This window comes from Enterobacter dykesii, assembly GCF_008364625.2.
Lineage (GTDB): Bacteria > Pseudomonadota > Gammaproteobacteria > Enterobacterales > Enterobacteriaceae > Enterobacter > Enterobacter dykesii.
The window spans coordinates 3,348,020-3,368,169 of sequence record NZ_CP126604.1 but is presented as its reverse complement, the minus strand read 5'-3'; the positions used below and the strand labels follow the sequence as shown (position 1 = coordinate 3,368,169).

At 54.7% G+C, this 20,150-nt stretch carries 18 protein-coding genes; 12 read left to right on the top strand and 6 right to left on the bottom strand.

Features of this window, described 5'->3' with window-relative positions; translation table 11 throughout:
- Positions 1 to 72: 72 nt before the first annotated feature.
- From ndk to F0320_RS15950, 10 genes are all read left to right on the top strand, one after another.
- Positions 73 to 504 (top strand): nucleoside-diphosphate kinase, encoded by a 432-nt coding sequence (ndk, locus tag F0320_RS15995; RefSeq protein ID WP_003860625.1) that lies wholly within the window; start codon positions 73 to 75, stop codon positions 502 to 504.
- A gap of 169 nt (positions 505 to 673) precedes the next feature.
- The gene (locus tag F0320_RS15990) at positions 674 to 1,840 is read left to right on the top strand and encodes a bifunctional tRNA (adenosine(37)-C2)-methyltransferase TrmG/ribosomal RNA large subunit methyltransferase RlmN (protein WP_014171168.1); all 1,167 of its coding nucleotides are present in this window, start codon (positions 674 to 676) and stop codon (positions 1,838 to 1,840) included.
- Positions 1,841 to 2,133: 293 nt separating this feature from the next.
- Positions 2,134 to 3,147: a cytoskeleton protein RodZ gene (gene rodZ, locus F0320_RS15985; protein WP_126329994.1), complete on the top strand. Its 1,014-nt coding sequence runs from the start codon at positions 2,134 to 2,136 to the stop codon at positions 3,145 to 3,147.
- A 26-nt stretch (positions 3,148 to 3,173) separates the two neighbouring features.
- The gene (gene ispG, locus F0320_RS15980) at positions 3,174 to 4,292 is read left to right on the top strand and encodes a flavodoxin-dependent (E)-4-hydroxy-3-methylbut-2-enyl-diphosphate synthase (RefSeq protein WP_023308814.1); all 1,119 of its coding nucleotides are present in this window, start codon (positions 3,174 to 3,176) and stop codon (positions 4,290 to 4,292) included.
- 80 nt (positions 4,293 to 4,372) lie between these two features.
- Positions 4,373 to 5,647, top strand: a complete 1,275-nt coding sequence (gene hisS, locus F0320_RS15975) for a histidine--tRNA ligase (protein WP_126329992.1) — start codon at positions 4,373 to 4,375, stop codon at positions 5,645 to 5,647.
- A gap of 13 nt (positions 5,648 to 5,660) precedes the next feature.
- A complete protein-coding gene (locus F0320_RS15970) occupies positions 5,661 to 6,281 on the top strand; it encodes a YfgM family protein (RefSeq protein ID WP_126329990.1) in 621 nt (206 codons plus the stop codon).
- A 10-nt stretch (positions 6,282 to 6,291) separates the two neighbouring features.
- Complete coding sequence (gene bamB / locus F0320_RS15965; protein ID WP_008502135.1) at positions 6,292 to 7,470, top strand: outer membrane protein assembly factor BamB; 1,179 nt, start codon at positions 6,292 to 6,294, stop codon at positions 7,468 to 7,470.
- A gap of 112 nt (positions 7,471 to 7,582) precedes the next feature.
- On the top strand, positions 7,583 to 9,055 hold the full coding sequence (gene der, locus F0320_RS15960) for a ribosome biogenesis GTPase Der (RefSeq protein WP_126329988.1): 1,473 nt from the start codon (positions 7,583 to 7,585) through the stop codon (positions 9,053 to 9,055).
- 300 nt (positions 9,056 to 9,355) lie between these two features.
- Positions 9,356 to 10,897, top strand: coding sequence for a peptide MFS transporter (locus F0320_RS15955; protein WP_126329986.1), 1,542 nt, complete (start codon positions 9,356 to 9,358; stop codon positions 10,895 to 10,897).
- A 58-nt stretch (positions 10,898 to 10,955) separates the two neighbouring features.
- Positions 10,956 to 11,177 carry a zinc ribbon domain-containing protein gene (locus F0320_RS15950; protein ID WP_023308796.1) on the top strand — a complete coding sequence of 74 codons (222 nt, stop codon included), beginning with the start codon at positions 10,956 to 10,958 and terminating at the stop codon, positions 11,175 to 11,177.
- Here F0320_RS15950 and F0320_RS15945 read toward each other — a convergent pair.
- The 3 genes from F0320_RS15945 to xseA are packed head-to-tail and all read right to left on the bottom strand — an operon-like array spanning position 11,174 to position 13,976.
- Positions 11,174 to 11,524, bottom strand: coding sequence for a protealysin inhibitor emfourin (locus F0320_RS15945; RefSeq protein ID WP_126329984.1), 351 nt, complete (start codon positions 11,522 to 11,524; stop codon positions 11,174 to 11,176). The genes F0320_RS15950 and F0320_RS15945 overlap by 4 nt on opposite strands.
- Complete coding sequence (locus tag F0320_RS15940) at positions 11,525 to 12,544, bottom strand: M4 family metallopeptidase (protein WP_149323898.1); 1,020 nt, start codon at positions 12,542 to 12,544, stop codon at positions 11,525 to 11,527.
- A 58-nt stretch (positions 12,545 to 12,602) separates the two neighbouring features.
- Complete coding sequence (xseA, locus tag F0320_RS15935) at positions 12,603 to 13,976, bottom strand: exodeoxyribonuclease VII large subunit (protein ID WP_047652669.1); 1,374 nt, start codon at positions 13,974 to 13,976, stop codon at positions 12,603 to 12,605.
- 158 nt (positions 13,977 to 14,134) lie between these two features.
- Here xseA and guaB point away from each other — a divergent pair, with 158 nt between their 5' ends.
- The gene (gene guaB, locus F0320_RS15930; protein ID WP_023333022.1) at positions 14,135 to 15,601 is read left to right on the top strand and encodes an IMP dehydrogenase; all 1,467 of its coding nucleotides are present in this window, start codon (positions 14,135 to 14,137) and stop codon (positions 15,599 to 15,601) included.
- A 67-nt stretch (positions 15,602 to 15,668) separates the two neighbouring features.
- Positions 15,669 to 17,246 (top strand): glutamine-hydrolyzing GMP synthase, encoded by a 1,578-nt coding sequence (guaA, locus tag F0320_RS15925; protein ID WP_006811514.1) that lies wholly within the window; start codon positions 15,669 to 15,671, stop codon positions 17,244 to 17,246.
- A gap of 152 nt (positions 17,247 to 17,398) precedes the next feature.
- Here guaA and F0320_RS15920 read toward each other — a convergent pair whose 3' ends face one another.
- The 3 genes from F0320_RS15920 to F0320_RS15910 form a co-directional block, all read right to left on the bottom strand.
- Positions 17,399 to 17,890, bottom strand: a complete 492-nt coding sequence (locus F0320_RS15920) for an Hcp family type VI secretion system effector (RefSeq protein WP_126329978.1) — start codon at positions 17,888 to 17,890, stop codon at positions 17,399 to 17,401.
- A 251-nt stretch (positions 17,891 to 18,141) separates the two neighbouring features.
- Positions 18,142 to 18,657, bottom strand: coding sequence for a DUF2778 domain-containing protein (locus tag F0320_RS15915; RefSeq protein WP_126329976.1), 516 nt, complete (start codon positions 18,655 to 18,657; stop codon positions 18,142 to 18,144).
- A 370-nt stretch (positions 18,658 to 19,027) separates the two neighbouring features.
- Positions 19,028 to 19,861 carry a MurR/RpiR family transcriptional regulator gene (locus F0320_RS15910; RefSeq protein WP_126329974.1) on the bottom strand — a complete coding sequence of 278 codons (834 nt, stop codon included), beginning with the start codon at positions 19,859 to 19,861 and terminating at the stop codon, positions 19,028 to 19,030.
- Positions 19,862 to 20,150 lie beyond the last annotated feature (289 nt).

Here is a 20,150-nt window from a genome sequence, read left to right as displayed (position 1 = left end):
CTATTGCTCATTATAATCCGCGCCACACCATACTCAGGTATGCAAAACAACAGAACATTGACAGAGGTTATCATGGCTATTGAACGTACTTTTTCCATCATCAAACCAAACGCGGTGGCAAAAAACGTTATTGGCAGCATCTTCGCTCGCTTTGAATCTGCAGGGTTCAAAATTGTTGGCACCAAAATGCTGCACCTGACCGTTGAGCAGGCTCGCGGTTTCTACGCTGAGCACGAAGGTCGCCCATTCTTTGACGGCCTGGTTGAGTTCATGACTTCCGGTCCAATCGTGGTATCTGTGCTGGAAGGCGAAAACGCAGTACAGCGTCACCGTGACCTGCTGGGCGCAACCAACCCGGACAACGCGCTGGCTGGTACTCTGCGCGCTGACTACGCTGACAGCTTCACCGAGAACGGCACCCACGGTTCTGACTCTGTTGAATCTGCTGCACGCGAAATCGCTTTCTTCTTCGCAGAAGGCGAAGTGTGTCCTCGTACCCGTTAAGTTAACGGTTTCGTTTACACATTATTTTCGTAAATGCCGCGTCCAGACGTGGCATCCCTGCGCCAGACTTTGTACAATGCAACGCCCCGGACGAGCAGACCGCTTTCCGGGGCGTTTCTATTCAACCCTCCATGGGCCATAACGTGTAACAACGAGGCCGGATAATATTATGTCTGAATTAGTGAATACCTCCGAAGTCGCCATTCCTGCGGTTCCCAATAAAAATGGAAAAATCAACCTGCTGGATCTGAACCGTCAGCAGATGCGCGAGTTCTTTAAAGAGATGGGCGAAAAGCCGTTTCGTGCCGATCAGGTCATGAAGTGGATGTACCATTACTGCAGCGACAATTTTGATGACATGACTGACATCAACAAGGTCCTGCGCAACAAGCTCAAAGAAGTGGCTGAAATCCGCGCACCGGAAGTGGTGGAAGAGCAGCGCTCAGCGGATGGCACCATCAAATGGGCGATTGCGGTCGGCGATCAGCGCGTTGAGACCGTCTACATCCCGGAAGAAGACCGCGCCACGTTGTGTGTCTCCTCTCAGGTAGGCTGTGCGCTGGAGTGCAAATTCTGCTCTACCGCGCAGCAAGGCTTTAACCGTAACCTGCGGGTGTCAGAAATTATCGGCCAGGTCTGGCGTGCCGCGAAAATCGTGGGCGCGGCAAAAGTAACCGGCACGCGTCCTATCACTAACGTGGTGATGATGGGGATGGGTGAGCCGCTGCTGAACCTGACCAACGTCGTTCCGGCGATGGAAATCATGCTGGATGACTTCGGCTTTGGTCTGTCCAAGCGTCGCGTCACGCTGTCTACCTCTGGCGTTGTGCCTGCGCTGGACAAGCTTGGCGACATGATTGACGTCGCGCTGGCGATCTCCCTGCACGCGCCAAACGACGAAATTCGTGACGAAATTGTGCCGATCAACAAAAAGTACAATATCGAAACCTTCCTCGCTGCGGTGCGTCGCTATCTGGAGAAATCCAACGCCAACCAGGGCCGCGTGACCATCGAGTACGTAATGCTGGACCACGTCAACGACGGCACCGAGCATGCGCATCAGCTGGCTGAACTGCTGAAGGATACGCCGTGCAAAATCAACCTGATCCCATGGAACCCGTTCCCGGGCGCGCCGTATGGCCGTAGCTCGAACAGCCGTATCGACCGTTTCTCCAAGGTGCTGATGGAGTATGGTTTCACCACCATCGTGCGTAAAACCCGTGGTGATGACATTGATGCAGCATGTGGACAGCTGGCTGGTGATGTCATTGACCGTACCAAACGTACCCTGCGTAAACGCATGCAGGGCGAGACGATCGCGGTTAAAGCTGTTTGATTATTATGCACTCACGGCGCATTATCTGCGCCGTGAAGCATACTCTTACTGAATAATCAGTCAGATTCGTGATGACTGAATAATAATTACGGTGCGTTTCATCCGACTTTCGGGCAGTATGTAACGACGTAACAACAGTTTAGCCGTACGGGCAGGGCTGTACTGTCATCTCCGGGCTGACAGTCTTATACTCTCTGTTCAAGGTTAACTGACCAGAAGTTTCGCGGTGCGGGTGGCATTGTGACTCACCGGCACCTGAACCCTTATTTTTCACGTACCAGTAGTTGTAGCGAATGAATACTGAAGCCACTCACGACCAACATGAAGCACTTTCCACTGGCGTTCGTCTTCGCAACGCCCGTGAACAACTCGGACTCAGCCAGCAAGCCGTTGCGGAACGCTTGTGCCTGAAGGTTTCCACGGTTCGCGATATTGAAGAAGATAAGGCACCTGCCGATCTGGCTTCAACGTTCTTGCGCGGTTATATCCGCTCTTACGCAAAACTGGTGCATATCCCCGAAAACGAATTACTGCCAATGATGGAGAAGCAGGCACCGGTCCGTGCAGCAAAAGTTGCGCCGATGCAGACCTTCTCCCTGGGGAAACGTCGTAAAAAACGCGATGGCTGGCTGATGAGCTTTACCTGGCTGGTGCTGTTTGTGGTGATCGGTCTGACCGGCGCATGGTGGTGGCAAAACCACAAGGCCCAGCAGGAAGAGATTACCACTATGGCCGATCAATCCTCCGCCGAACTCAACCAGGCCGGAAGTGAGAACGGTCAGAGCGTGCCGCTGAATACCGACGGCGCAGCTTCCTCCAGCGAGCCACAGACCGCAGCGCCAGACGCGTCGGCGACCGATGCAGCACAGGCTCCGGCAGCAACGGCTAACACCGCTGCGCCGCAGGCTCAGGATCAAAACGCGGTTGTTGCCCCTTCTCAGGCGAATGTTGATACTGCGGCGAACGCGCCTGCGGCTACTCAGCCTGCAGACAATAGCGCAGCGACTCTGCCAACCAGCCCGGCGGGTACGGCGACAGCAGCCGATCCCAACGCGCTGGTGATGAACTTCAGCGCCGACTGCTGGCTGGAAGTGACTGACGCGACAGGTAAAAAACTGTTCAGCGGCCTGCAGCGTAAAGATGGCACGTTAAACCTAACCGGCCAGGCTCCCTATAAACTTAAAATCGGCGCTCCGGCAGCGGTACAGATCCAGTATCAAGGAAAACCTGTCGACCTGAGCCGCTTTATCAGAACTAACCAGGTTGCACGTCTTACCGTTAATGCCGAACAATCAGCAGCACAGTAACAGACGGGCAACGCGGGAGATTTTTCATGCATAACCAGGCTCCGATTCAACGTAGAAAATCGAAACGGATTTACGTTGGGAATGTGCCAATCGGCGATGGGGCACCTATCGCCGTTCAGTCGATGACCAACACGCGCACTACCGATGTAGAAGCTACGGTCAATCAAATCAAAGCATTAGAGCGTGTAGGCGCGGACATTGTTCGCGTCTCCGTCCCAACCATGGATGCCGCTGAGGCGTTCAAACTGATCAAACAGCAGGTCAGCGTTCCGCTGGTGGCTGATATCCACTTCGATTACCGCATCGCACTGAAAGTGGCCGAATACGGCGTCGATTGCCTGCGCATTAACCCGGGCAACATCGGTAACGAAGAGCGTATCCGCATGGTCGTGGACTGCGCCCGCGATAAAAATATTCCTATCCGTATCGGCGTTAACGCCGGTTCCCTGGAAAAAGACCTGCAGGAAAAATACGGCGAGCCTACGCCACAGGCGCTGCTCGAATCTGCGATGCGCCATGTGGATCATCTGGATCGTCTTAACTTTGACCAGTTCAAAGTCAGCGTAAAAGCGTCCGACGTGTTCCTGGCGGTAGAGTCTTATCGTCTGCTGGCAAAACAGATCGACCAGCCTCTGCACCTCGGGATCACCGAAGCAGGCGGCCTGCGCAGCGGCTCTGTAAAATCCGCGATCGGTCTTGGGCTGCTGCTCTCGGAAGGCATCGGTGACACCCTGCGCGTCTCGCTGGCGGCCGATCCGGTCGAAGAGATCAAAGTCGGTTTCGATATCCTGAAGTCACTGCGTATCCGCGCGCGTGGGATCAACTTCATTGCCTGCCCAACCTGCTCACGTCAGGAGTTTGATGTGATCGGGACGGTGAATGCCCTGGAGCAGCGTCTGGAGGACATTATCACCCCGATGGACGTCTCCATCATCGGCTGCGTGGTAAACGGTCCTGGTGAAGCACTGGTGTCAACCCTGGGCGTAACCGGCGGTAACAAGAAAAGTGGTCTCTATGAAGATGGCGTTCGTAAAGATCGTCTGGATAATAGCGACATGATCGACCAGCTTGAAGCCCGCATCCGCGCCAAAGCCGCCATGATGGACGAAACACAGCGTATCAGCGTTCAGCAGGTTGAAAAATAACGTGATGGGAAGCGTGCCGCTTCCCATGTATGATTGAACCCATTCTTTGGGTTTTTTTTGTATATAGAAAGAGAATAAACGTGGCAAAAAACATTCAAGCCATCCGCGGCATGAACGATTATCTGCCTGGCGAAACCGCCATCTGGCAGCGCATTGAAGGCACACTGAAGCAGGTGCTCGGCAGCTACGGTTACAGCGAAATCCGTTTGCCGATTGTAGAGCAGACCCCGTTATTCAAACGCGCGATCGGCGAAGTGACCGACGTGGTTGAAAAAGAGATGTACACCTTTGAGGACCGCAACGGCGACAGCCTGACCCTGCGTCCGGAAGGGACGGCGGGCTGCGTACGCGCCGGCATCGAACATGGTCTTCTGTACAATCAGGAGCAGCGCCTGTGGTATATCGGCCCGATGTTCCGCCACGAACGTCCTCAGAAAGGTCGTTATCGCCAGTTCAATCAGCTGGGTGTGGAAGTCTTTGGCCTGCAGGGCCCGGACATCGACGCTGAACTGATTATGCTGACCGCCCGCTGGTGGCGCGCCCTCGGTATCGCCGATCACGTTTCTCTTGAGCTGAACTCTATCGGTTCTCTGGAAGCACGCGCTAACTACCGCGATGCGCTGGTGGCGTTCCTGGAACAGCATAAAGAGAAGCTGGACGAAGACTGCAAACGTCGCATGTACAGTAACCCGCTGCGCGTTCTGGATTCCAAAAACGCGGATGTTCAGGCACTGCTGAACGATGCGCCTGCGCTGGGTGACTACCTGGATGAAGAATCTCGCGAACACTTCGCGGGCCTGTGCAAGCTGCTTGAAGCGGCAGGCATCGCCTATACCGTGAATCAGCGCCTGGTGCGCGGTCTGGACTACTACAACCGTACCGTGTTTGAGTGGGTGACCACCAGCCTCGGTTCTCAGGGCACCGTATGTGCGGGCGGCCGTTATGACGGTCTGGTTGAGCAGCTTGGCGGTCGCGCAGCGCCTGCTGTTGGCTTCGCGATGGGCCTTGAGCGACTTGTTTTGCTGGTTCAGGCAGTTAATCCGGAATTTAAAGCAGATTCCGTTGTCGATATATACCTGGTGGCTTCAGGCGCGGAAACGCAGTCTGCGGCGATGCAGCTTGCCGAACGCGTGCGCGATGCGCTGCCGGGCGTTAAGCTGATGACAAACCATGGCGGCGGCAACTTCAAAAAACAGTTTGCTCGTGCCGATAAGTGGGGCGCAAGTATTGCACTGGTGCTGGGCGAGTCCGAAGTGGCTAACGGCGAAGTGGTGGTGAAGGACCTGCGCTCTGGTGAGCAGACAACGGTAACGCAGGACAGCGTTGCGGCGCACTTGCGCACTCTATTGGGCTAAGGAGAAGGACTGCGTGGAAATTTACGAGAACGAACACGATCAGGTCGACGCGATTAAGCGCTTCTTTGTTGAAAACGGCAAAGCGCTGGTTGTTGGGGTTGTTTTAGGTATCGGTGCGCTGGTGGGCTGGCGTTACTGGAACAATCATCAGGCAGATTCCGCGCGCGGCGCGTCCCTGTCCTATGAAAATACCGTGAGCGCAATTCGTGCCGATCAGCCTCAAACGCTGACTGCTGCAGAAAAATTTGCGGCTGACAACAAAAACACCTACGGTGCACTGGCTGCGCTGGAAGTGGCTCAGCAGTACGTTGATAAGAACGAACTGGATAAAGCCGCTGCTCAGCTCTCGCAGAGCCTTGCTGCTGCCAGCGATGAGAACCTGAAAGCGGTGATCAATCTGCGCCTGGCACGTATTCAGGTTCAGCAGAAAAAAGCTGACGATGCGCTGAAAACGCTCGATACCATCAAAGGCGAAGGTTTTGCTGCCATCGTTGCCGATCTGCGCGGTGAAGCACTGCTGAGCAAAGGTGACAAAACGGGCGCGCGTAAAGCGTGGCAAGCTGGCGTAGAGAGCAACGCTTCACCTGCGCTGAGCGAAATGATGCAGATGAAAATAAATAATTTGTCCGTCTGAGAGGGACCCGATGCAATTGCGTAAATTACTTCTGCCAGGACTGCTTTCTGTTACGTTATTGAGTGGTTGTTCACTATTCAGTGGCGAAGAAGACGTTGTGAAAATGTCCCCACTGCCGACGGTTGAAAACCAGTTTACCCCATCCACCGCGTGGGATGTCTCCGTGGGCAATGGGATTGGTGATTTCTATTCCAACCTTCATCCGGCGTATGCAGACAGCGTTGTCTATGCCGCTGACCGCAAAGGTACCGTGAAAGCGGTGAACGCCGATGACGGGAAAGAAGTATGGTCCGTTAACCTGGCGGAAAAAGACGGCTGGTTCTCCCGTAAACCTGCACTGCTGTCTGGCGGTCTGACCGTTGCCGGTGGCCATGTCTACGTGGGCAGCGAAAAAGCGCAGGTTTATGCGCTGAACAGCAGCGACGGCTCTATTGCCTGGCAAACAACCGTGGCGGGTGAATCCCTGTCTCGTCCGGTGGTGAGCGACGGTCTGGTGCTGATTCATACCAGCAACGGCCAGCTGCAGGCGCTGAACGAAGCGGACGGTCTGGTGAAATGGACCGTTAACCTGGATATGCCTGCGCTCTCTCTGCGCGGCGAATCCGCGCCGGCTACCGCATTTGGTGCTGCCATTGTGGGCGGTGACAACGGTCGCGTGAGCGCAGTCCTGATGCAGCAGGGCCAGATGATCTGGCAGCAGCGTATCTCTCAGGCCACTGGCTCAACGGAAATTGACCGTCTGAGCGACGTAGACACAACGCCGGTCATCGTTAACGGTGTGGTTTACGCGCTGGCCTATAACGGCAACCTGACCGCGCTGGATCTGCGCAGCGGTCAGATCATGTGGAAGCGTGAGCTGGGCTCTGTGAACGATTTCATCGTTGAGGGTAACCGCATCTATATGGTCGATCAGAACGACCGTCTGCTGGCGCTGAGCACCGAAGGCGGCGTCACGCTGTGGACGCAAAGCGATCTGCTGCACCGTCTGCTGACTGCTCCGGCACTGTACAACGGTAGCCTGGTGGTTGGCGACAGCGAAGGGTATATGCACTGGATCGATCCGGATAACGGCCGATTTGTTGCACAGCAAAAAGTCGACAGCTCTGGTTTCCTGACCGATCCGGTTGTGGCCGACGGCAAACTGCTGATTCAGGCAAAAGACGGCACGCTGTACGCGATCACGCGTTAATTACCCGGCGGTTGTAGTATACTAAACGGCTCCTGTTCACTCAGGAGCCGTTTTGACATTTTTAAAAACGCCGCGAAAGCGACGTTATTTTGAATTTTATGAGGCTTCAAACATGGTACCTGTGGTCGCGCTTGTCGGGCGCCCTAACGTTGGAAAATCCACTCTTTTTAACCGTTTAACACGCACCCGTGATGCGCTGGTTGCGGATTTCCCGGGGCTGACGCGTGACCGTAAGTACGGTCGTGCAGAGGTGGAAGGACGCGAGTTCATCTGTATTGATACCGGTGGTATTGACGGCACAGAAGACGGCGTTGAAACCCGCATGGCGGAACAGTCGCTGCTGGCGATTGAAGAAGCGGATGTGGTGCTGTTTATGGTGGATGCGCGCGCTGGCCTGATGCCGGCGGACTCCGCTATTGCCAAACACCTGCGTTCACGCGAAAAGCCGACCTTCCTGGTGGCGAACAAAACTGACGGCATCGATGCCGATCAGGCCGTCGCGGATTTCTGGTCTCTGGGCCTGGGTGAAATCTACCCGATTGCGGCATCGCATGGCCGTGGCGTCACCAGCCTGCTGGAAACCGTTCTGCTGCCGTGGGTGGACGAAGTAAACCCGCCGGAAGAAGTAGACGAAGACGCTGAATACTGGGCGCAGTTCGAAGACGCAGAAGAGGGCGAAGAAGAGCCTGAAGACGATTTCAACCCGCAGGATCTGCCGATCAAGCTGGCCATCGTGGGTCGTCCAAACGTAGGTAAGTCTACGCTTACTAACCGTATTCTGGGTGAAGAGCGCGTGGTCGTTTACGACATGCCGGGCACCACCCGCGACAGCATCTACATCCCGATGCAGCGCGATGAGCGTGAGTATGTCCTCATCGACACCGCCGGGGTGCGTAAGCGCGGGAAAATCACCGATGTGGTGGAAAAATTCTCCGTTATCAAAACCCTGCAGGCGATCGAAGATGCCAACGTCGTGCTGCTGGTCATCGACGCGCGCGAAGGTATCTCCGATCAGGACCTCTCTCTGCTCGGCTTTATCCTCAATAGTGGGCGCTCACTGGTTATCGTGGTCAATAAGTGGGATGGCCTGAGCAATGAAGTGCGCGAGCAGGTGAAAGAGACCCTCGACTTCCGTCTGGGCTTTATCGACTTTGCCCGCGTGCACTTCATCTCTGCGCTGCACGGCAGCGGCGTGGGTAACCTGTTCGAATCCGTGCGTGAAGCGTACGACAGCTCCACCCGTCGTCAGAGCACCGCCATGCTGACCCGCATCATGAACATGGCTGCGGAAGACCATCAGCCGCCGCTGGTGCGCGGCCGTCGCGTGAAGCTGAAATATGCCCACGCCGGTGGTTACAACCCGCCAATCGTGGTGATTCACGGCAACCAGGTGAAAGACCTGCCGGATTCCTACAAGCGCTATCTGATGAACTACTTCCGTAAATCGCTGGACGTGATGGGCACGCCTATCCGTATCCAGTTCAAGGAAGGGGAAAACCCGTTTGCCAACAAGCGCAACACCCTGACGCCAAACCAGATGCGTAAGCGTAAGCGCCTGATTAAGCACATTAAGAAAAGCAAATAAGCTTTACCTGCTTCACGAAAGCCCGCGTTTATCGCGGGCTTTTTTTTGCCCAATCATACCGACGGTTTTCTCTGTGTGAAGTCAATCACTATTCACTTTTAACCATGTTTAAATCTAAGAAAGTAGACAATCGTCGAATTTTCATCTTAAAGTCCAGGGTCCGGTACTAGACAAAACTAGCGCCTGGTTATCAAATGGTTAACTAACTTTTCGCCGCATGTAAAAAATCGGCCAGATACGTAACTGGCCGGCGTACCTGCTGGTGTTTACAAGCACGACGACATACCTTTCGGGAGAATTATGCAATCCACTGTTAATCAAAAAGAGAGCCGAACGTTCTTCGGCCATCCGTATCCGCTCGGTTCCCTGTTCTTCACCGAGATGTGGGAGCGTTTCTCGTTTTACGGCATTCGTCCGTTACTGATCCTGTTTATGGCCGCCACCGTCTATGACGGCGGGATGGGCCTGGCGCGTGAAAACGCCTCGGCGATTGTCGGTATCTTTGCCGGTACCATGTACCTGGCCGCGCTGCCTGGTGGGTGGCTGGCGGATAACTGGCTCGGCCAGCAGAGAGCCGTCTGGTACGGTTCGATCCTGATTGCGCTCGGCCACCTGTCGATCGCGCTCTCGGCTGTGATGGGCAACAACCTGTTCTTTATCGGCCTGATGTTTATCGTGCTTGGCTCCGGACTGTTCAAAACCTGTATCTCGGTGATGGTCGGTACCCTGTACAAAAAAGGCGACGCGCGTCGTGACGGCGGTTTCTCGCTGTTCTATATGGGCATCAATATGGGCTCGTTCATCGCGCCGCTGATTTCCGGCTGGCTGATTAAAACCCACGGCTGGCACTGGGGCTTTGGTATTGGCGGCATCGGGATGCTGGTGGCGCTGATTATCTTCCGCGTGTTTGCCGTTCCGGCGATGAAACGCTATGACGGCGAAGTCGGCCTCGACTCCACCTGGAACAGCCCGGTGGTGAAGCGTAACGGCGTGGGCGTTTGGCTGCTGGCGCTGGCGGCAGGCGTGGCAACGATCGTGACGCTGATTGCGCAAGGCGTGATTGTGATTAACCCGGTCGCGGTAGCCAGCGTGCTGGTCTATGTGATTGCTGCATCCGTTGCCCTCTACTTTATTTATCTGTTTGTCTTTGCGGGGCTGAACCGTAAAGAGCGCGCCAGACTGCTGGTCTGCTTTATTCTGCTGATCTCCGCGGCGTTCTTCTGGTCCGCGTTCGAACAGAAGCCAACCTCGTTCAACCTGTTTGCCAACGACTACACTAACCGCATGATCGGCGATTTTGAAATCCCGGCGGTGTGGTTCCAGTCAATTAACGCCCTGTTCATCATCCTGCTGGCACCGGTGTTTAGCTGGGCATGGCCGAAGCTTGCGAGCATGAACATTCGTCCGAGCAGCATCACCAAGTTCGTTATTGGTATTTTGTGCGCGGCGGCAGGCTTTGGCCTGATGATGCTGGCGGCACAGAACGTGCTGAGCAGCGGTGGAACGGGCGTGTCGCCGTTCTGGCTGGTGGGCAGCATCCTGATGCTGACGCTCGGCGAACTGTGCCTGAGTCCGATTGGCCTGGCGACCATGACGTTGCTTGCGCCGGAAAGAATGCGCGGCCAGATGATGGGGCTGTGGTTCTGCGCCAGCGCGCTGGGTAACCTGGCGGCGGGCCTGATCGGCGGCCACGTGAAGGCCGATCAGCTGGATATGCTGCCGGATCTCTTCGCGCGCTGCTCCATCGCGCTGCTGATCTGTGCCGCGGTACTGGTCGTCCTTATTGTTCCGGTGCGCCGCATGCTGGAAAATGCGCAGACTAAACCGGCAGCTGAAGCCTGATAATGTTCAGCCTACCGGGGCAGTTATCCTGCCCCGGTAAAACCCAACAGGAGAGAATATGTCGATTACCTGCCCGGAATGCCAGGCACCGCTGGAGCCCCAGAACGGCGTAGCGCACTGCGACAGCTGTAATAAAGATATTGCGCTTGAAGCCCGCTGCCCGGAGTGCCATCAGCCACTTCAGGTATTAAAAGCCTGCGGTGCGGTGGACTATTTCTGCCAGAACGGCCACGGTTTAATCTCTAAAAAACGCGTGGAGTTTGTTCGGGCCGAAGGTTAATCGCACACGCAGCCTTCGCCTTTCTGCCACAGCTCGACCAGCGACTCGGGGGCTTCCTGCTCGGGTACCAGCACGATGATATCGGCGTAGTGCGCCTGATTTTGCCCGGTCCAGATAATCTGGATGCGGAAATAGCGCTGGTCGCCGCTGCCGGGTGAAGAGGCTTGCCCCGGCGGCTGACCGCGCGGAAAAGCCTGCTCCAGGATGCTCACCAGTCGCTGGCGCTGGGCTTCATTGAGCGAGGAGAGCGCGATGGTGCGCTGTCCGCTCAGCCTGGGGATAAAAGCGACGCCGCCTTCCCGGGCCAGCTCAACCACGGCGTCATCCGTCAGTTCCGGAACCTGCATTTACAACACTCCCACCTGTTCCCAGGCTTGTTTAATGGCCGCTCCAACGTCACCGCCGGAGCGTTTCTCTCCGTGCGCGATCGTCAATTTTGCGAAGGCCTCAAAATCCGCATCCTGCGCCAGATTGCGATCGCAAACCGTGTCGTACCAGGCATAACCTGCTTTTTCCCAGGCGTAGCCGCCGATCGCCGTCGCGGCCAGATAAAATGCCCGGTTGGGGATGCCGGAGTTCAGATGCACGCCGCCGTTATCCTCGCGCGTTTTAATGAAATCTTTCATGTGCGCAGGCTGCGGGTCTTTGCCGAGCAGGGGATCGTCATAGGCGGTGCCGGGTTCAGACATTGAGCGCAGCCCTTTGCCGTTAATCCCTTTCGCCAGCAGCCCTTCACCAATGAGCCAGTCTGCTTTATCGGCGGTTTGCTTCAGATGGTACTGTTTGACCAGCGAGCCAAACACGTCCGACAGAGACTCGTTCAGCGCGCCCGACTGCTCAAAATAGATAAGCCCGGCTTCGGTCTCGGTCACGCCGTGGCTCAGCTCGTGCGCCACCACGTCGATGGCGATGGTAAAGCGGTTAAATATTTCCCCGTCGCCGTCGCCAAATACCATCTGCTGACCGTTCCAGAAGGCGTTCTGATATTCCCGGCCATAGTGAACGGTACCGGTCAAAATAAGCCCTTTATTATCGAGTGAATCACGCTGATATTCTTTCCAGAAGAAGTCATGGGTAATACCTAAATAATTATAGGCTTCATCCACCGCCACATCGCCGTTCGACGGCTGGCCTTCGTAACGCACCTGCTTACCCGGCAGCTCCTGGGTTTGCTTCGCGTCGTAAATATCGCGCTCCAGCTGCCCGGCTTTATTCACGTGCGGCGCGGCGGGTTTGCCCGGCATGTGGGCCATCAGCGTCTGGACGTGGGTTAATGTCTGACGGGCACAGCGCTGCTGCGGCTCGGAACCGCTTTCGATAATACGACGAAGAATATAAGGGGGAATAACGCTATGAAGATGGGGCATGCTGCTCTCCTTATTAAAAAAGGGAATAGCAGCAGTATAGTAAGTAACCGGCGAAGAATTATCCGGTTTTACGCTGACGCGTCTTTTTCACCGGTTTAATTGATTTCACTTCGCTTTCTACCCAGCCGTCGGAAAGACGCGTCGTCAGCACATCGCCGGTATTTACCTGTTTAGTTTGCTTCAGCACTTTGCCGTCCGTCGCCGTCGTCACGCTATAGCCGCGCGCCAGAGTGGAGAGGGGGCTGACGGCTTCAAGGTGGGTCACCGCATTGCCGAAACGTTCGCGGGTGGTGCTCAGTCGCGCCCGGATAGTTTCCGCCAGACGATACTCCAACTGCTGGATCCGCGTTTGCGCGCGATAAATTTTCGGCTGCGGGTTCTGCTGGTTCAGGCGCTGCGTCACGCGCTGCTGGCGCGATACCGCGCGCTTAAGCTGACTATCCAGCGCGAAATTCATGCGCTGACGCAGGCGCTCCAGCACGGTCTGCTGACGCGCCAGACGCAGCTGCGGGTGCTGCTGCTGAAGACGATGATGAAGCTGGGTAAAGCGGCGGGTACGGTTGGCAAGGAAGTAGTCCATCGCCATCTCAAGACGCTGCTGGCCGTTCTGAATCTGACGCAGCAGCTCCAGCTGGTTGCGGCTGACCACTTCCGCCGCCGCGGACGGCGTAGGCGCGCGCAGATCCGCGACAAAATCGGCTATCGTTACGTCAGTTTCGTGGCCGACGGCGCTCACCACGGGGATAAGGCTGGCAAAGATTGCTCGCGCCACGCGCTCGTCGTTAAAGCTCCACAGGTCTTCCAGCGAGCCGCCACCGCGCCCGACGATTAATACGTCGCACTCCTGACGGGCGTTCGCCAGCTCAATGGCGCGAACTATCTGTCCCGGCGCATCGTCACCCTGAACGGCGGTCGGATAGATGATGACGGGCAGGGAAGGGTCGCGACGCTTCAGCACGTGCAAAATATCGTGCAGTGCCGCACCGGTTTTCGAGGTGATGACCCCAACGCAGTGGGCGGGGGAGGGCAGCGGTTTTTTGTACTGCTGGTCGAACAGCCCCTCGGCAGAGAGCCGGGCTTTTAGCTGTTCATACTTCTGCTGCAGCAGGCCTTCGCCCGCAGGCTGCATGCTTTCCACGATGATCTGATAATCGCCGCGCGGCTCATACAGGGTGATATTGGCGCGAACCAGAACCTGCTGGCCGTGCTGAGGGCGGAACGTCACGCGGCGGTTGCTGTTGCGGAACATCGCGCAGCGCACCTGGGCGGTGTCGTCTTTTAAGGTAAAGTACCAGTGACCGGAGGACGGCTGCGTGAAGTTAGAGATCTCACCGCTGATCCAGACCTGCCCCATTTCCTGCTCAAGCAGCAAACGCACCGTCTGATTCAGGCGGCTGACGGTATAAATTGAGGGGGATTGAGAGGATAACATGTGAGCGGGATCAAATTCTAAATCAGCAAGTTATTCAGTCGATAGTAACCTGCTGAGAGGCAATCGCAAGCTTTTTTATAAAAAAGTGTAGATGCAATCGGTTACGCTCTGTATAATGCCACGGCAATATTTAACCACCCAGGTCAGAGATATTGCCCATGCTACGTATCGCTAAAGAAGCACTGACGTTTGACGACGTCCTCCTCGTTCCCGCTCACTCCACTGTTCTGCCGAATACTGCCGATCTCAGCACGCAGTTGACGAAAACCATTCGCCTGAACATTCCTATGCTCTCTGCGGCAATGGACACCGTGACTGAAGCGCGCCTGGCTATCGCCCTGGCACAGGAAGGTGGCATTGGCTTTATTCACAAAAACATGTCTATCGAACGTCAGGCGGAAGAAGTTCGCCGCGTGAAGAAACATGAATCCGGCATCGTGTCTGACCCACAGACCGTTCTGCCAACCACCACGCTGCATGAAGTGAAGGCCCTGACCGAACGTAACGGTTTCGCCGGTTACCCGGTGGTGACCGAAGAGAACGAACTGGTTGGCATCATCACCGGTCGTGACGTGCGTTTCGTGACTGACCTGAACCAGCCTGTTAGCGTCTATATGACGCCAAAAGAGCGTCTGGTTACCGTTCGCGAAGGTGAAACCCGCGACGTGGTGCTGGCAAAAATGCACGAAAAACGCGTTGAAAAAGCGCTGGTTGTTGACAGCAGCTTCCACCTGCGCGGCATGATCACCGTTAAAGATTTCCAGAAAGCAGAACGTAAGCCTAACGCCTGTAAAGACGAGCATGGCCGTCTGCGCGTCGGTGCTGCGGTTGGCGCAGGTGCTGGTAACGAAGAGCGTGTTGACGCGCTGGTCGCTGCGGGCGTTGACGTCCTGCTGATTGACTCCTCTCACGGCCACTCCGAAGGCGTTCTGCAGCGTATTCGTGATACCCGTGCCAAATACCCAGATCTGCAGATCATCGGCGGTAACGTGGCAACTGGCGCAGGCGCTCGCGCTCTGGCTGACGCTGGCTGCAGCGCGGTGAAAGTAGGTATCGGCCCTGGCTCCATCTGTACTACCCGTATCGTCACCGGCGTGGGCGTTCCGCAGATTACAGCGGTGTCTGACGCGGTTGAAGCGCTGGAAGGCACCGGTATTCCGGTTATCGCTGACGGCGGTATCCGCTTCTCTGGCGACATCGCCAAAGCGATCGCCGCGGGCGCAGCTGCTGTAATGGTAGGCTCCATGCTGGCCGGTACCGAAGAATCCCCGGGTGAAATTGAACTCTACCAGGGTCGTTCTTACAAATCTTACCGCGGTATGGGCTCCCTGGGCGCGATGTCCAAAGGTTCCTCTGACCGTTACTTCCAGACCGATAACGCCGCAGACAAACTGGTGCCGGAAGGTATCGAAGGTCGCGTAGCGTATAAAGGCCGCCTGAAAGAGATCATTCACCAGCAGATGGGCGGCCTGCGCTCCTGTATGGGTCTGACGGGCTGTGGTACCATCGACCTGCTGCGTACTAAAGCGGAATTCGTGCGCATCAGCGGTGCGGGTATCCAGGAGAGCCACGTTCACGACGTGACGATCACCAAAGAGTCCCCGAACTACCGTCTGGGCTCCTGATAAGTTTCCGCGCCCGGCTTCTGCCGGGCGCTCTGTTTTTGTTTCACTTGCCTCGGAATTAGCGTCAATGACGGAAAACATTCATAAACATCGCATTCTCATTCTGGACTTCGGTTCTCAGTACACTCAGCTGGTGGCGCGTCGCGTACGTGAACTGGGCGTTTACTGTGAGCTGTGGGCGTGGGATGTCACGGAAGCACAGATTCGCGAATTCAATCCAAGCGGCATCATCCTGTCCGGCGGCCCGGAAAGTACCACCGAAGAGAACAGCCCGCGCGCGCCGCAGTACGTGTTCGAAGCTGGCGTGCCGGTATTCGGCGTTTGCTACGGCATGCAGACCATGGCAATGCAGCTGGGCGGCCACGTAGAAGGCTCTAACGAGCGTGAGTTTGGCTACGCACAGGTAGAAGTCGTCACCGACAGCGCGCTGGTGCGCGGTATCGAAGACTCCCTGACCGCAGACGGCAAACCGCTGCTGGACGTGTGGATGAGCCACGGCGACAAAGTGACCGCCATCCCGTCTGACTTCGTGACCGTTGCCAGCACCGAAAGCTGCCCGTTTGCCATCATGGCGAACGAAGAAAAACGCTTCTACGGCGTGCAGTTCCACCCGGAAGTGACTCACACCCGTCAGGGTATGCGCATGCTGGAGCGCTTCGTGCGTGACATTTGCCAGTGTGAAGCCCTGTGGACCCCGGCAAAAATCATCGACGACGCCGTTGAGCGTATCCGCCAGCAGGTTGGCGATGACAAAGTGATCCTCGGCCTCTCCGGCGGCGTGGACTCCTCCGTGACCGCGATGCTGCTGCACCGCGCCATCGGCAAAAACCTGACCTGCGTCTTCGTGGACAACGGTCTGCTGCGTCTGAACGAAGCCCAGCAGGTCATGGACATGTTTGGCGACCACTTCGGTCTGAACATCGTTCACGTGGAAGGCGAGCAGCGCTTCCTGGACGCGCTGAAGGGCGAGAACGATCCGGAAGCGAAACGTAAGATCATCGGCCGCGTGTTCGTGGAAGTGTTCGACGAAGAAGCGCTGAAGCTGGAAGACGTGAAGTGGCTGGCGCAGGGCACCATCTACCCTGACGTGATCGAATCCGCGGCCTCTGCAACCGGTAAAGCACACGTCATCAAATCTCACCACAACGTGGGCGGCCTGCCGAAAGAGATGAAGATGGGCCTGGTTGAGCCGCTGCGCGAGCTGTTTAAAGACGAAGTGCGTAAGATCGGTCTGGAACTGGGTCTGCCGTACGACATGCTCTACCGTCACCCGTTCCCGGGTCCGGGTCTGGGCGTGCGCGTGCTGGGCGAAGTGAAGAAAGAGTACTGCGACCTGCTGCGTCGCGCGGACGCGATCTTCATCGAAGAGCTGCACAAAGCTGACCTGTACAACAAGGTAAGCCAGGCGTTCACCGTGTTCCTGCCGGTTCGCTCCGTCGGCGTGATGGGCGATGGCCGTAAGTACGACTGGGTTGTTTCCCTGCGTGCAGTGGAAACCATCGACTTCATGACCGCGCACTGGGCGCACCTGCCGTATGACTTCTTAGGCCGCGTGTCTAACCGCATCATCAACGAAGTGAACGGTATTTCCCGCGTGGTGTATGACATCAGCGGTAAGCCACCAGCTACGATTGAGTGGGAATGATTTCGCGTCTGGCAACAGCCTGTACGTAAAAGCAGTAAAGTACCTCTAAGCCCGCGTAACTGCGGGCTTTTTTGTTTTTGGCAATCGGGCAGCTATTTGCAAAGAAGAGCATAGTTTCTGGAATGCAATGTGGCGCAGAATGTGACAGAAATTTATGCTGTTGGCCTCTCGTACCATGAATCAGAGAATTGGATATTTCCATCTACAATACGCCATGTGATTTTTTCATATTGCATAGAAACGGATTCCATATGATTTAACTTATCATTTCCTGATAATTTGACATTGGGCACACCACAATTCACACCCGTTATTTTTACATTTTCCATTAAGACGGTGTAATAACACACCTCCTGGCCAGCATCATTAATATGATAAAACCTTACCTCTGCACTTTTTAATGTTTGTCCTGTGGCCGCTGCTTTGTAGAGATAGGGACTTGAACTGTCAACTTCTTTTTCAAAATTAAATGACGAGTGTTGACGTGTTCCGGTGATCTTTCCATTGGCTGTATCGACGGGAAGATTAATGCCATGACTCATACTGATTACTTCGATAGAGCCTTCACGATCCTGAACATCTACAGAACCTTTGATATCGGCACCGCCATCATCTTTGAGCCACAGATAGGGAGGGATAGGCATTTTATTTACTCCTTGTTAATTTAAATAACTTCATTGTAACAATGTATATGAAGAGAGAGATAAGAACGTTAAATATAATTAACGCATAATCATAACTGTAATAAATATCTTCGGGTGCTGGGTTGTTGCTAAATAAATAGGAAATGCTAATGGCTGTTTCGTTACTTATTAATGGATGTTCAGTTAAGTAACCAACATCCAATCCTGACACAATAGCGAATATCCCGATGAATAGAATCATTCTAAGGGAATTAAGGGCAAGTTTTCTGATAACCACCAATAATGACCTCAATTGTTCCATAGGATTCTAAATCAAGACCTTTAATCTTTTCTTTCTTTGTTCTTAATAATGCATCTCTTAATCTATTGTAATCTGATTGGTTAGGTAAAGTTATACACCCTTCTGAAACCTGACCGGGATGTAGCCTAAATCCACCTCTGGCTACGCTTTCGTAAAATGTAGAATCATCTACATTCCCATCATCGCGAAATAAAGCAAACCATTCAGAATGATCAACATGATAACTAAAAATGCTTTTATATGTATCGACTCCCCAGGCTCTAAACCTGTTAGCCATACTCCCCTTCGGCCTATCAACTATATAATATTTACCTTTTGGTAGCGGTCCAACGTTTGGAATGATGCCACATGCTCCTTTGTTCCTGTATGCACCATTACCAGAAAAAGCCATAAAGACACCAATACCATCAAATGCAAGTGGTGAGTAGTCAGCATCATTGATTATAAACTTTCCATGTAAAGTCATGTAGCACCCTTTCTTGTATAGATACTTATTAATGTTATCTGCAAATAGTGCATGCATCAAAAATAAACCATACAAAAAGTGCGTATTTGAACTTTTTAACGCTGAAAATGATCGTGATGCTTTAGAATGAAGACTTATATCAAATAAATGGTTACACCGAACAGCGCAAATCTAAATTACTGTAGGAAAAATACGGTCTCTTGAACTGTAGATAACGATATCATCCACAGTCACCGGCAAATAAAGCACTCGTTAAAGAAAAAATTCAGGATAATTATCAAACGTCGACTCGCTATGGGTGAGCCATATTGAACGCGTGTAGCTAACAATGCATGAGATCATCGGCGCCGAGTATGTGGCGATTGCATGCTCATTTCTCCCCACTCCCCAACCGATACGCCAGCGCCACCACCAGCGACTGCACCAGGCACAGCGTTGCCGACTGAGACCGAAACGCGTCCACCTGCGCCTCTTTCACCACAAAGCAAAGATCGCTAAACGTCGCCAGGGGGCTTATCTGGCTGTCCGTAATCACAATTTGCCGCGCGCCGACGCTGGCGGCAGTTTCGCTGACCATCACCGTCTCTTCCGCGTACGGCGAGAAGCTGATCGACACCACGATGTCGCGGGCCTTAATGCGGCTGATCTGCTCGCGCAGCATCCCGCCCATGCCGTCGAGCAGGATAGGGCGACACTCCAGGTGGCTCAGGGCATAGGTGAGGTAGGCCGCGACGCTAAAGGAACGGCGCAGTCCGGCGATGTAGATGGTGTCGGCATCTGCCAGCAGCTGTACCGCGCGCTCCAGCATTTCCGGCTCGGCGCGGGCGGCCAGCTGCTGGAGCGCCTGGGCGTTCGAGCGGGCGAACTCCTGCAGGATATCGAGCGGCGTTTCCGGCACGGCCTCGCTCTCCATCTCGCGGAACATCCGGGCGCGGTCGCTGTAGCTGGCGGTCTCCTCCACCAGATTCATGCGAAACAGCTGTTTCATTTCGTTGAAGCCGGTGAAGTCAAAGGCGTTGGCAAAGCGGATCAGCGTCGACGGCGGCACGTCGGCGCGCTCGGCAATGACGGCAACCGTATCGAAGGCCACGCTGTTGGTGTTGTCCAGCACGTAGCGGGAAACCTGCTGCAGCCTCTTGCTCAGGCTATCGTAGCGATCGCGGATTTGCTGCTGCAGTTCGTTCAGGCTGGTTGCTGTCGTCATCTTATCCCCCAAATACAGTCTTATGATTCTAAACGCAAAACCGCGTCTTTTAAATGTCGGCCATCCATCTGGCAGCAAAAATGAAACAGAAACTTCAGTCATTTCCTCGCCCGAAATTCCTTAATAGCGCACGCTACGCCAGTGTTGTTGGCTGTTAACATAAAAATCCATCCGTGATCACAATAATCATCATTTATTTTATTTCAACTTAAAATGGAATATTTGTTTCATATATAGTGTTCGGTACACGGTATTCAGGTAACAGTCACGTATCAACAGCGAGAGGTTA

What these genes read in the sequence shown, in the direction of transcription:
- ndk (WP_003860625.1), top strand. Translation starts at nt 73, where the DNA reads ATGGCTATTGAACGTACTTTTTCCATCATCAAACCAAACGCGGTGGCA.
- F0320_RS15990 (WP_014171168.1), top strand. Translation starts at nt 674, where the DNA reads ATGTCTGAATTAGTGAATACCTCCGAAGTCGCCATTCCTGCGGTTCCC.
- rodZ (WP_126329994.1), top strand. Translation starts at nt 2,134, where the DNA reads ATGAATACTGAAGCCACTCACGACCAACATGAAGCACTTTCCACTGGC.
- ispG (WP_023308814.1), top strand. Translation starts at nt 3,174, where the DNA reads ATGCATAACCAGGCTCCGATTCAACGTAGAAAATCGAAACGGATTTAC.
- bamB (WP_008502135.1), top strand. Translation starts at nt 6,292, where the DNA reads ATGCAATTGCGTAAATTACTTCTGCCAGGACTGCTTTCTGTTACGTTA.
- der (WP_126329988.1), top strand. Translation starts at nt 7,583, where the DNA reads ATGGTACCTGTGGTCGCGCTTGTCGGGCGCCCTAACGTTGGAAAATCC.
- F0320_RS15955 (WP_126329986.1), top strand. Translation starts at nt 9,356, where the DNA reads ATGCAATCCACTGTTAATCAAAAAGAGAGCCGAACGTTCTTCGGCCAT.
- F0320_RS15950 (WP_023308796.1), top strand. Translation starts at nt 10,956, where the DNA reads ATGTCGATTACCTGCCCGGAATGCCAGGCACCGCTGGAGCCCCAGAAC.
- F0320_RS15945 (WP_126329984.1), bottom strand. Translation starts at nt 11,524, where the DNA reads ATGCAGGTTCCGGAACTGACGGATGACGCCGTGGTTGAGCTGGCCCGG.
- F0320_RS15940 (WP_149323898.1), bottom strand. Translation starts at nt 12,544, where the DNA reads ATGCCCCATCTTCATAGCGTTATTCCCCCTTATATTCTTCGTCGTATT.
- xseA (WP_047652669.1), bottom strand. Translation starts at nt 13,976, where the DNA reads ATGTTATCCTCTCAATCCCCCTCAATTTATACCGTCAGCCGCCTGAAT.
- guaB (WP_023333022.1), top strand. Translation starts at nt 14,135, where the DNA reads ATGCTACGTATCGCTAAAGAAGCACTGACGTTTGACGACGTCCTCCTC.
- guaA (WP_006811514.1), top strand. Translation starts at nt 15,669, where the DNA reads ATGACGGAAAACATTCATAAACATCGCATTCTCATTCTGGACTTCGGT.
- F0320_RS15920 (WP_126329978.1), bottom strand. Translation starts at nt 17,890, where the DNA reads ATGCCTATCCCTCCCTATCTGTGGCTCAAAGATGATGGCGGTGCCGAT.
- F0320_RS15915 (WP_126329976.1), bottom strand. Translation starts at nt 18,657, where the DNA reads ATGACTTTACATGGAAAGTTTATAATCAATGATGCTGACTACTCACCA.
- F0320_RS15910 (WP_126329974.1), bottom strand. Translation starts at nt 19,861, where the DNA reads ATGACGACAGCAACCAGCCTGAACGAACTGCAGCAGCAAATCCGCGAT.